Consider the following 11,495-nt stretch of genomic DNA (forward strand, 5'->3'; position numbering starts at 1 on the left):
CCCGACGTCGGGCGGCCCGGCGCCCCGTCGGATCAGGGCGTCGCGGGTCCGGGTGCCACCGGCCCGGACAGCGCGGGCCCGGGCGCCGGCGGGCCGGAGTACCACGTGGCGTCGTCGTCGTCCGAGGTGAAGCTCGTGGTGACGGAACTGGTCACCCCGGAGATCAGGCCGAGCAGGAGGAAGACCACCAGCAGCGCCCGCCCGCCGCCGCTCATCACCAGGGGGCGGGTCGCCGAGACCCGGGCGCCGGGCGCCCGGCCGAAGGCGCCCTGTGCGGACAGCGGTGTGCCCGGCTCCTTGACGCCCGGTGCCGAGTCGCCCGACGCCGGTACGACCGGGACCGGGACCGGCCCGTCGGGCTCGTCACCGAACAGCCCCTTCGGGTAGGCCGAGGTGAGCATCAGCAGGTAGGCCATGTAGCGCATCCGGTAGCGCAGGATCGCGGCCGTCGCCTCGAACAGCGGCTGGGGCATCCGCCCAAGGATCAGCACCACCAGCCAGCTGATCCACCCGACCACCCACCACCCGGCGTAGAGCAGGCCCTGGACGATCGCCGCCGGGATCACCAGGATCAGCCGGAAGAACACCGCGAGCCGGTTGAGCTCACCGGGCCGCAGCTCCACCTGGACGGGGTAGTCCGGGGTCCGGAACGCGAACGGCGGATAGCGGTCGACCGTCAGCAGCAGGTAGGCGTTCACCCGGGTCTCGTACGGCACGTACGAGGAGAGGTAGTCGGCGGCGAAGACCGGCAGCCGGCCCAGGACCAGCGCGCCGAACCAGCCGACCACCGCGACCAGGAACGCCACCACCGACAGCACCCAGACCACGATGAACTGCGGGATCAGCAGCAGGACACGCACCAGCACGGTGAGCCGGTTCTGCGGTCCCGGCGCCGGAATGTCCAGGGCCGGCAGCCACTCGCTCGGATGGGGGGCGGGGGTGGGGGGTGCCTGCCACATCCGTGCCTCCAGGTCTCGACGCCAGGCGTGCGCGGCCAACCCGCCGCGTGCTCCGAAGATCGCAGCAGCCCGCCGCCCCCGCGCGCTGTACTGCGCCGCCCGGGGGACGGCGCGGTCGGTGAAACGGTCATATTCCTGTGCGACAGGGTGACGGATCGGTCGGACAGCGGTCGTCGACAGCAGGAGAACGAACGTCTGCGGCCGGTTTCGAACAGCCGGTTCGGGGTCGAGGAGTCGCGCGGCAGCATCGACGTGACAGCGCGGGGCCGTCCCGGCCGGGTGCGCTGTCATGTCCAGGACGTACAGTGCCCGCCGCGGGGGTTCCGGTTTGCCAGCGATCGACGACCACGACCACCTCTCCGACGGGGGCGGCCCCGCCGACCTCGCGGACTTCGACGCCTTCCTCCGGGTCTCCGCCGAGCTGACCGGCTTCGACGAGGCCGAGCTGCGCGCGACCGGTATGGCCGACGAGCATCACCGCACGCTCCTCGCGCACCGGGCCCGCGACGAACACGCCCTCCTCCGCCTCTGGTACGTCGGAGCCTGGCCGGACGAACCGCCCTCCTCGCCCCGCGCCTACGACCAGGGACTGATGTGGCGGACCTTCCACGGTGCCCCGCCCGGCTCCACCGCCCCCGGACACGGCAGTTGGTCCGAAGCCCCGAACGGCGGCGGTGACCGGTGAACCGCCGACCGGCAGACCGGGACCAGGACGTCATCGTGGTCGGGGCAGGGTTCGCCGGCTCGCTGGTCGCCCACCGTCTCGGTGCGCAGGGCCACCGGGTCCTCGTCCTGGAGGCCGGCCGCCCCGTCCCGGACGCGGTCGCGACCACCACCGCGTACCGCGCGGCCGGCGGCGGCGCCCCCACCTCCCCGTACCCCCTGAGCGAGGACGCCCCCTCTCCCGACGTCACCGACCTCGTCGGCCTTCCCGGCGGCGGCTTCACCGCGACCGGACACCTCGTCCAGCACGGCCCGCTGCCCTACGCCAGCGGCTACCTGCGCGCCAACGGCGGCACCGGACTGCTCTGGACCGGCCTCACCCCGCGCATGCACCCCGAGGACTTCCGCACCGCCGACCTCGGACACGGCCGCAACTGGCCGATCGGCTACCACGACCTCGAACCGTACTACCGCGAGGCCGAGCAGGAACTCGGCGTCGCCGCCGACGCCGGGCAACAGCGCCACGCGGTCGGACTCCCCGTCCCCGAGGACTACGCGTTCCCGATGCGGGCCATCCCCGCGAGCCACCTCGACCGGACCGTCGCCCGCGCCCTCGACGGCCGGACCGTCCGCGATCCGGCGATGACCGAGGACGCCCGGCTCGCCGTCACCGCCACCCCGCACGCCCGCAACGGCCGGACCACCGCCCGGCCGGGTGGCACCTCCGGCCCGGGGGACCGGCACGGCCCGCTCTGCCGGGGCAGCGCCGGCTGCGTGCCGGTCTGTCCGACGGGGGCGAAGTACACGCCGCTGCGCACCCAGGCCCGCTGGGCGGCCACGGTCCGACTGCGCACCGACGCGGTGGTGAGCCGGGTCCTCGTCGACGGCACCGGCCGCGCCACCGGTGTCGAGTACCTCGCCGACGGCGCCGTCCACACCGCGGAGGCCGACCTCGTCGTCCTCGCCGCCCACGCCGTCGAGAACGCCCGGCTGCTGCTCCTCTCCGGCCTCGCCGAACGAAGCGGCCAGGTCGGCCGAAACCTGATGGACCACCCGGCGCTGCTCACCTGGGGCCTCATGCCCGAGCCCGTCGGCCCCTACCGGGGGCCCGGGTCGACCAGTGGGCTGGAGTCCTTCCGCTTCGGTCCGGCCCGCAGGCGCCGGGCGCCGTACCGGGTCGAGATCGGCAACTGGGGCTGGTCCTGGGCCGTCGGACCGCCCCAGGTCGAGGTCGAGGGGCTGCTCCGTGCGGGACTGCGCGGGAAGGAGCTGCGGCATCGGCTGGGCGACCGGCTCGGTCGTCAGTTCTCCCTCCAGTTCGAACTGGAGCAGCCGGCCGACCCGGCGAACCGGGTCACCCTCGACCCCGACCGCCGGGACCGCCTGGGCCTGCCGCGCCCGGCGATCCGTTACGACCTCTCCCCGTACGTCCGGGCCGGCATGGCCTCCGCCCGCGCGGTCTCCGACCAGCTCTTCGCGCTGCTCGGTGCCGAGGACCACACCCGCTACGAGGCGGGCCCGGGCTGGCCCGGCCGGCTGGAGCACGAGGGCCGCAGCTACGCCTACCGCGGCGCCGGCCACGCCGGCGGCACCCACGTCATGGGCGACTCGCCGGCCACGTCCGTGGTCGACCAGTGGCAACGCTGCTGGGAACACCCCAATCTCTACGCCGTCGGGTGCGGCTCCATGCCCTCCCTCGGCACGTCCAACCCCTCGCTCACCATGGCCGCGCTCGCGCTGCGCAGCGCCGACCGGATCCACCAGGACCTGCTGGCGCTGCGGGACCGGGCCACGGTCTCGGCGCCGTCGCCCGCCGTGCCGTCGACCTCGACGCCGTCGACCGCCGTACCACCTGCGGCACCGACCGTTGACGGTGCGCCACTCGCCGCACCGTCGCCGACCGGACCGCAGCCCGCTGTTCCTGTCATTTCCGCTGTCGGTCCCGCTGCCGTTCCCGCCGTTCCTGCCGTTTCTCCGTCCGCCGTCGTCCCTTCGGCCCGTCCGTCGGCCGCACCCCTCCGGGAGTCCCTGTGACCGGTCTGCCACTCCCACCCGTACCGGAGCCCTACCACCTGCCGTTCCACTACGGAGCCCTGCACAACATCGGCGTGGACTACCTGGTCGAGCCGGGGCCCGTTCGCGAACTGCTCGCGAAGCGCCACCCCGCGCTGGCCGCCGCCGAGTTCGGTGGCCGGGCGTGCGTCTCGCTCAACTACCAGCTCTACTTCGCGCAGTACCCCACCGGCGGCGGCATCACCGAGGAGGTGGAGATCAACGTCATCGCCCACCCCCGGAACGCCGCCGACCGGCTCCCGGCCGTCGGCTACGGCGAGTACGCCCGCGGCTACGACCGGACCGGTCTGCTCGGCATCGCCCGCCTCCACGTGCTCTGTGACAACCCGCTCGCCATCGACGCCGGCACCCGGCTCTACGCCGAACCCAAGTACCCCGGCTGGTTCGTGACGGTGCTGCCCTCGCTCAACGCGGCCGCCGTCCACGACCGCTGGTCCTTCTCCTGCCGCCGGGCGGCCCTGGAACCGGACCGGACGGACGCCGCGGACGGACACGACGGGCCGGACGGGCCGGACGGGCCGGACGGTGCCGACGCACCGCGCCGCCTCCGGCGGTACGACGAGGAACTCCTCGCGGTCGAGGCCGACCTCGCCGGACTCGACGGCGAGCCGGTCGTGAACACCCCGATCACCGGGTACGGCACCGACCAGGAGGGCAGGCTGCTGGCCGGGCCGCTCCTGGTGCACCAGCCGTACCGTTTCCACCCGCTCGACGACCGCACCGCCGGACGGATCCGGCTCACGCTCGGCGACCGGACGGCGGAGGTCGTCGGAGACCTCGCGCGGCTGGTGGGCGAGGCGCCCGCCGCGGGGGTGTGGACGTACCAGTCGGCCCCGGTGGCCGCCCACCACCGCGCCTACTACCTGCCCTGAGGTCCGGGCCGGGCGTACGGTCCGGACCTCGCCCGTCGCCTGCCGGCGTGCCCGGACGGAGGGCGCACCGGCAGGCGCGCAGGGGCGCTGGGTGCCGGGGTGCGGGAACGGAGGCGTGCGGGCGTCCCCAGGGACAGGTGGGCCGTTCGGCTCAGGCCGGTTCGGGTGAGGCCCGAGCGGTGCCCACCGCCTCCTCCTCGACGGCGGGGGCCGTGGGGCCGTCCGTCGCCGACCGGGCCCAGCGGCCCGCGAGCAGCGTGCCCACCACGAGCTGCAACTGGTGGTACATCATCAGCGGCAGCACCAGGAGGCCGGCCTGCGGGCCGAACAGCACGGTGGCCATCGGCAGCCCGCCGGCCAGGCTCTTCTGCGAACCGCAGAGTACCGCCGCGATGCCCGAGGCCCGGTCCAGCCCCAGGAGCCGGACGCCCAGCGCGGCGCAGGCGAGGGTGGTGGCGAGCAGGAGCAGCAGGACCGCCGCCAGGCCGAGCAGGACGGTGGGTGTGACCGTGTGCCAGATGCCCTGTTCCACCGCGCTGCTGAACGCCGTGTAGACGACCAGCAGGATCGAGCCCCGGTCGACCGGGGTGAGCACCCGCCGGTGGCGGCTCAGGAAGGCGCCGATCCACGGGCGCAGCAGCTGCCCGACGACGAACGGCGCGAGCAACTGGGCACAGATCCGCACCAGGCCGTCCGCCGACAGGGCGGCGCGGGCGCCGAGCAACCAGGCCGCCAGCAACGGGGTCAGTACCAGACCGGCCAGGCTCGAATACGTCCCGGCACAGATCGCGGCGGGTACGTTGCCCCGCGCGGCGCCGGTGAGCGCGACCGAGGACTGGACCGTCGACGGGACCAGGCAGAGGAACAGCACCCCGGCCCGCACCTGCTCGGTGAGCGGGACGGGCGTCAGGATCGCCGTGGCGACCCCGAACAGCGGGAACACGACGAAGGTGCAGACGAGTACGAGCCCGTGCAACCGCAGGTGCCGGAGTCCGGCGACCGTCTCGCGGGCCGACAGCCGGGCGCCGTAGAGGAAGAAGAGAAGGCCGACCGCGAGGTCGCAGGCCAGGTCGGCGCCGCGCGCGGCCCGTCCGGTGGCGGGCAGCAGTGCGGCGAGCAGCACCGCCCCGGCCAAGGCCGCCACGTAGGGATCGAGGGCGCGCCACCAGGGCCGTGGTGGGCCCGCGCCGCCGGGTGCCGGGCGGCCCCGCGCCTCCGGTGGCGGTGCCCGGTGCCGACGGGCCGCGTTCACGTCTCCTCCTCCGCCTCCGGGCCCGTCGCGGGCACTCCCAGCAGACCGGTCGCCAGGACGACGCCGCCGTCGTGGTCGCTGCCGGCCGAGCCCCGACCGGTCTGGAGGTTGGCCGTCCGGTCCACCTCGACGATCGAGTCGATCCTGGGGTTGTCGATCACGGTGATCAGGCTCCGCTCCGCCGCCGCCGGGACGGCGCAGCCGAGCACCGCCCAGGCACCGGCCAGTCCGGCGGCGGCCATGTGTCGCCGCCCCCGGCGCGGCCGGGCGGGCCGGCCCGGTCCAAAACCCTTCACACGCCCACCTCCTCGCGGACGTGCGGCCGTGCGATGTTCCGCTCCAGCAGTTCCGTGGACTCGCGGACACCGATCTCGCGCCGCTGCCCGACCGGGGCCGGGAGCCGGCCGTCCGCCCCCTTGAGGCCGGCCAGTGCCTCGTCCATCGCCTGATGGGCGGCGAACAGGCAGGGGGTGCTGTAGATCGCGACGTCGACCCCCAGATCGCCGAGCTCCGAGAGGGACAGCCGCGGTGACTTGCCGCCGGCGATCTGGTTGAAGAGCAGCGGCTTGTCGCCCACGACCTGCCGGATCCGTCGGATCCACTCCTCGCTGCGCACGCCGTCGACGAGGACGACGTCCGCGTCCGTGGCGGCGAGCGCCTCCGCCCGCCGGAGGATGTCGGCCTCCTCGGTGGCGTCCGTCCGGGCGACCACCACGAGGTCGGTGCGGGTGGCGAGCACCTGGTGCAGTTTCTCCAGGTACTCGTCGAGCGGGAGGACCTGCTTGCCGTCGGCGTGGCCGCACCGCCGCGGCCGCTTCTGGTCCTCCAGGATCACACCGGACGCGCCGATCCGCTCCAGCCGCCGGACCACGTGGCAGGCCACCTCGGGATCGACGTAGCCGTCGTCGATGTCGACCAGCAGGTGGTGCTGCGGGAAGGCGCCGCGCAGCCGCTCCACGAAGGCGACCATGTCCGGCCAGGCGATGAATCCGATGTCGGGCAGGCCGTAGTAGGACGCCGCGAATCCAAAGCCGGAGACGAACATTCCGTCGTAGTGTTCGGCTGCGATCGATGCGGAGTACATGTCGTAGACGCCGATGAGCGGGGTCGTTCCCGGGGTGGCGATCCGCTCGCGCAGCCGCTGTCCGTGACTTGCGGCAGCGATGCCGCTCTCGTGAAGGTTCTCGTGTCGCAACGCCATCTCCTCACTTGCGGGACCCGCACGCGGGACGCACGGGACTTTGCCATAAATTGGCCATTCCTAGGGCCAACTGAGGCAACATCACTATGCTCTCTTTAATGTTCCGTGGGCAAATCTTTAAGGGAAGTTCCCTCGCGAGAGTGATATGCAGTCATATTGATCCGAGGAATTCGCCGAGAATGGGGCGAGGACGGCGCTCAGAGCGCGAGCCGGCCGCCGATCACGTACCAGTGACCGCCCGCGCCCAGGTGGTCGACGAGCGCGCGCTGGACGGCGGTGTCGCGGGGGAGCGAGGCGAGGGGCTGCCCGGCGTCGCCGAAGACGTAGCGGAGCGGATTGGTGTCCTCGGGCTCCGGGGGGCCGCCGGGGCGGCGCAGCGGGACGAACCGCCGCTGGAACCGCACGATGTTCGAGTCGTCGGGCAGGTAGTGCCCGAGCTGGGGGTCCAGCAGCCAGGAGAAGATGCAGGCCGCCCGGTACGGCTCGGCGGGGAAGTGGGCGGGGAAGAACGCCCGGGCCCGCTCCAGCGAGCGGTCGCAGGCCGCGGGGGAGAGCGGGCCGGAACTGTCGGGGACGTGCAGCTGGAGGATCCACTCGCCGAGGCCCGCCGCCCGGGCGGCCTCGGTGACCCGGGCGTCCGGTCCGCCGTCGCTGGTCGTGCTCCTGCGCTGGAACTGGAGCCGGCCGAGCTGGAACAGCTCGCCGCGGAAGTGCAGTGTCAGCCAGGAGGGGCTGCCCAGCCCGGTGGGCCGTCCGCGCCACCGGCTCACCGCGAGCTGCCGGCCGAGATCGGCCAGGGTGGTCCGGGTCACCTCCGGCGCGACTCCCAGCGTCCGGTGGTACGCCCGGGTGTGCGGTGCCAGGGCGACGAACAGCAGGGTGGAGAGCAGCCCGCCGCCGTCGGTGTCGGCCGGCCAGTCGCGGGTGAGCCCGGACGGCCGTCCGAGCGTTCCGACCGCCGCGGTCTGGAGGTGCAGCATCTCCTCGAAGACGGTCCGCAGGCCGCGGTCCCGGGCCAGCCGCGACCGCGCGGCCAGCACTCCGTTCACCGCGTCGAACGGGACTGCCAGTTCCAGCAGCGCGTCCGCCAGTTCCTCGTCCGCCGGCAGGTACTGCTCCACGGTTCCTCCTCGGTGCGCGGCCCGCTCGGCCGTCCGAGCGGGGCGACCGGGTGACCCTATCGACCGGCGGGGTGTCCGGGCGCGGGGAACCGGGACCGCGCGGTCGGCCGGGTGAGGGCCGGCGCCGACCGCGCCCGTGAGGTCAGCGCGCCCGGCCGCCCGCGCGGCGGTCGCGCAGCGCCCGGAGCGCCCGGCGAACCGTCCGGGTGGCCACCGGCGGGAGGAGGTCGAGCAGCAGTCGTCGGGGGGTCGACCGCGGCGCCGCGCCCGACCGTACGGCGTTGTTCAGCCGGACGACCGGCACCCCGGCGATGGTGTCCTCGTCCACGGTGAAGCCCTCGGCCCGCCAGTCCCGGGCCAGCAGGATCCGACGGACCGCCTCGGCGTCGCCCCACGTCCCGTAGAACTTCATCGGCGTGAGCAGCACCGGCCGCAGTCCGCCCGTGAACACCGCCTGCCAGACCGCCGCCGAGACACCGGGGGTGTGCTCCGAGCGGTAGTCGTCCAGGACCACCAGGCCGTCCTCGGCGAGTGCCGCCCGCGCCACCTCGATGTCCCCGGCCACGTGCTCGTACAGGTGGGAGGCGTCGACGTGGACGAAGCGGCAGCTGTCGGCCGGGATCCGGCCGTCGGCCAGCACCGAAGTCGGCGCCTGGACGATCTCCGGCAGCCGCGGGTGGAAGGCCAGGTAGTTCGCCTCGAACGCGGCCCTGGTGAGCGAGGTCCGGTACGACATCGTCATCTCGGCGGCGTTGTCGGCGTCGCCGGCCTCGGAGTCGAAGAGGTCGCAGACCGTCAGCCGCTCGCCCGGCCGCAGGTGGTCGCCGAGGAGGACGGCGCTGCGGCCGAGGTAGGTCCCGAGTTCGAGGATGTCGCCGGTGCGTCCGGCCGTGCTCTGGGCGGCGAGCAGGTGGCGGAAGGCCTCCTGGTCGAGCCGGAAGAACCAGCCGGGGATGGTGTCCCGGCTCGGGGCCGGGCGGGGTGCCGCCGTGGTCGCGGTCGTGGCGGCGGGGCCGGTGGCGGTGTCGGCACTGGGCACGGCGGTCTCCCTGCGGACGGGGCGGAGCGTGCGCGGGCGGGGCCCGGCGAGCGGTTCACGCGCGGCAGTGCCCTGGTCCGGGGGGCGGACCGGCCGTGCTGCGAGGGCGTCATCATAGCGACGGGCGGGCGCCGCGGGGAGCCGTGCGGAAGGACTTTCCGCACGCGCCGGTCGGGCCCCGTGTTCATCCTCGCGTCACGGTGCGGACATCCCCGGGCGTCGTCCCGGCGTCCACGCGTCGCCGGGCGGGCGCCGCCCGGCTACCTCGCCGGACCGGCGCCCTCCAACCGGGTGATCGTCTCCGCGAGCCAGGCCCGTTCCGCCGCGCCGGAGGCCCGGGCGACCAGCAGCATGCCGCGCCGGAACGGGTTGTCCTCCTGTTCGGCGGCGACCGGTCGGCCGTCCGCGTCGTAGAAGAAGCTGCTCGGCGCGTCCAGGAACGCCAGTCGCCGACGGAGCACGGCGGCCTGGCGGGCCGGGTCGGGGAGGCGGTGGAGGAAGGCGGCGACGGTGAAGAAGCGGATCTGGTCGGAGATCTCGGCCTCCTCCGGTTCGGCCAGCCGCCGCTCCAGTTCCTCCCGCCCCCCGGGGGTGAGCTCCAGGACCTGCCGGGGGACGGCTCCGCTGCCCGGCCTGCTGTGGCGCAGCAGCATCCCGGCCTTCTCCAGGCGGGTGATCGCGGGGTAGAGGGCGCCGTCGCTGACCGGTCGGACGTGGCCGGTCAGGCCGCGGATCCGGGACTTCAGCTCGTAGCCGTGCAGCGGCTCCTCGTGCAGGAATCCGAGGATCGCGAGGGTCAGCACCGTCGCACGTCCTTCCGCCGTCGTGACGTCCGGTCGGGCCGGACACCCGCTCGTACGGGCTCTGAACGGGCGTCATGGTATCCCTTGCCGGGATGCATCGATTCGATGTATCTCTATTCGCGGCAAGCGCCCACCGGGGCGCGGCGGAGCACGGGGAGACATCATGCGGGGGCACCTGCCACGACTGGTCGCGCTGGCGGGACCGGTCTACGGGGAACTGCTGTCCGGGGTGGTCGCCTCCGTCGTCGGCACCTTCTGGGTGGCCGGGCTGGGCGGGCCGGCCGTCGCCGCCGTCACGCTCGCCGGCACCGTGGAGAACCTGCTGCTCGGCCTGGTCCTGGTGGTCGTCTCGGGGACGACCCTGCGGCTCTCGCGGGCCCACGGCGCGGGCGACCGGGCCGAGGCGGGCCGGGTCGCAGGTGCCGCCTGGCGGCTCTGCGCCGTCGGCAGCGTCGCGATCGCCGTCCCCGGCTTCCTGTTCCGCGCACCGCTGGCCGACGCCTTCCTGGACGGCGAGGCCGCCGGGCTCGCGGCCGACTACCTCACGGTCGCGTTCCCCGCCTTCGTGCTGTTCTTCGGCCAGCGGATCGCCGACGCGCTGTTCAAGGGCACCGGCGACACCCGGACGCCGATGCGGACGGCCCTGCTCTCGAACGCGCTGCTGCTGGTCCTGGACCCGCTGCTGATCCTCGGTCCGGGCCCCTTGCCGGCCCTCGGCGTCACCGGCGCGGCCCTTGCCCTGACCGCCTCCCGGGCCGTGACCCTCGCGGTCACCGTGCTCCTCCGGCGCCGCCACCGGCTGCCCGCCCACCCGGGCGGGCTGCTGCGGACGGCACGCCGGATCGCGGCCGCCGGTGCGCCGTTCGGTCTCGACTTCACCGCCCGGATGGGCGTCGGGACGGTCCAGCTCGGGCTGGTGGCCTCCTTCGGCGTGCCCGCCGTGGCCGGGTACGGGGTCGGCTACCGGGTGCTGCTGATCGTCACCATGGCCTTCTACGCCGTCCGGCAGGCCGCCGCGATCGAGGCCGCCCGGCTGGTCGGGGCCGGTGCCGCCGCCGGTGCCGTGCGCGCCCTCGGCCGCGACACCGCCCGGCTGGCCGGCGCGCTCGGCGGCGGTGCGGCCGTCCTCTGCGCGGTCACGGCGGTGCCGCTGGCCCGGCTCTTCACGGACGACCCGGCGGTGGCCGGCGAAGCGGTCGGATTCCTGCGGACGGCCGGGCTCTACCTGCTGCCGTACGCGCTGGTGGTCGCCCTCGGCGGGGTCCATCAGGCGGTCGGCGCCGGGCGCCCGCTGATGGTGTCCGTGCTGCTCGGCCTCACGGCGCAACTCGCCTCCGGCATCGCGCTGTCGGGCCCGTTCGGGGTGGCCGGCCTGTGGGCCGGGACGGCGGTCGGCGCGCTCGTCCAGCTGGCGCTGCTCCACGTCCTGACGGTCCGCCGCCGGCCGGCCGGGCCGCCGGAGGGGTCCGTGGAGTCCGCCGGGCCGCCCGCGGGGGTCGCCCGGCGGTGACC

Annotated in this window: 11 protein-coding genes; 4 read left to right on the forward strand and 7 right to left on the reverse strand. The window is 74.6% G+C overall.

From position 1 onward, the window contains the following. Window positions 1-32 precede the first annotated feature (32 nt). Window positions 33-959 carry a DUF4389 domain-containing protein gene (locus ACFWOG_RS35160; RefSeq protein WP_380363352.1) on the reverse strand — a complete coding sequence of 309 codons (927 nt, stop codon included), beginning with the start codon at window positions 957-959 and terminating at the stop codon, window positions 33-35. A gap of 328 nt (window positions 960-1,287) precedes the next feature. Between ACFWOG_RS35160 and ACFWOG_RS35165 the strand changes: the two genes are divergently transcribed. The 3 genes from ACFWOG_RS35165 to ACFWOG_RS35175 are packed head-to-tail and all read left to right on the forward strand — an operon-like array spanning window position 1,288 to window position 4,567. After that, window positions 1,288-1,644: a hypothetical protein gene (locus tag ACFWOG_RS35165; RefSeq protein ID WP_329950559.1), complete on the forward strand. Its 357-nt coding sequence runs from the start codon at window positions 1,288-1,290 to the stop codon at window positions 1,642-1,644. 35 nt (window positions 1,645-1,679) lie between these two features. Beyond that, entirely contained in the window at window positions 1,680-3,656 is a 1,977-nt protein-coding gene (locus ACFWOG_RS35170; protein WP_380363354.1) for a GMC family oxidoreductase, read from the forward strand. Then, window positions 3,653-4,567 (forward strand): hypothetical protein, encoded by a 915-nt coding sequence (locus tag ACFWOG_RS35175; RefSeq protein ID WP_380363356.1) that lies wholly within the window; start codon window positions 3,653-3,655, stop codon window positions 4,565-4,567. The genes ACFWOG_RS35170 and ACFWOG_RS35175 overlap by 4 nt, the downstream gene beginning before the upstream one ends. 151 nt (window positions 4,568-4,718) lie before the next feature. Here ACFWOG_RS35175 and ACFWOG_RS35180 read toward each other — a convergent pair whose 3' ends face one another. The 6 genes from ACFWOG_RS35180 to ACFWOG_RS35205 form a co-directional block, all read right to left on the reverse strand. Beyond that, entirely contained in the window at window positions 4,719-5,711 is a 993-nt protein-coding gene (locus tag ACFWOG_RS35180; protein ID WP_380363369.1) for a bile acid:sodium symporter family protein, read from the reverse strand. A 104-nt stretch (window positions 5,712-5,815) separates the two neighbouring features. Continuing rightward, window positions 5,816-6,061 (reverse strand): hypothetical protein, encoded by a 246-nt coding sequence (locus ACFWOG_RS35185; RefSeq protein ID WP_380363358.1) that lies wholly within the window; start codon window positions 6,059-6,061, stop codon window positions 5,816-5,818. A gap of 50 nt (window positions 6,062-6,111) precedes the next feature. Next, window positions 6,112-7,020, reverse strand: a complete 909-nt coding sequence (locus ACFWOG_RS35190) for an isocitrate lyase/PEP mutase family protein (protein WP_329950563.1) — start codon at window positions 7,018-7,020, stop codon at window positions 6,112-6,114. A 197-nt stretch (window positions 7,021-7,217) separates the two neighbouring features. After that, entirely contained in the window at window positions 7,218-8,141 is a 924-nt protein-coding gene (locus ACFWOG_RS35195; protein ID WP_380363361.1) for an acyltransferase domain-containing protein, read from the reverse strand. 142 nt (window positions 8,142-8,283) lie between these two features. Further along, window positions 8,284-9,180, reverse strand: coding sequence for a class I SAM-dependent methyltransferase (locus ACFWOG_RS35200; protein ID WP_380363363.1), 897 nt, complete (start codon window positions 9,178-9,180; stop codon window positions 8,284-8,286). Window positions 9,181-9,440: 260 nt separating this feature from the next. Continuing rightward, window positions 9,441-9,983: a PadR family transcriptional regulator gene (locus ACFWOG_RS35205; protein WP_380363365.1), complete on the reverse strand. Its 543-nt coding sequence runs from the start codon at window positions 9,981-9,983 to the stop codon at window positions 9,441-9,443. Window positions 9,984-10,146: 163 nt separating this feature from the next. Between ACFWOG_RS35205 and ACFWOG_RS35210 the strand changes: the two genes are divergently transcribed. Beyond that, window positions 10,147-11,493 (forward strand): MATE family efflux transporter, encoded by a 1,347-nt coding sequence (locus tag ACFWOG_RS35210; RefSeq protein ID WP_380363367.1) that lies wholly within the window; start codon window positions 10,147-10,149, stop codon window positions 11,491-11,493. Window positions 11,494-11,495: the final 2 nt, after the last annotated feature.

This window comes from Kitasatospora sp. NPDC058406, from assembly GCF_042722765.1.
Classification (GTDB): domain Bacteria; phylum Actinomycetota; class Actinomycetes; order Streptomycetales; family Streptomycetaceae; genus Kitasatospora.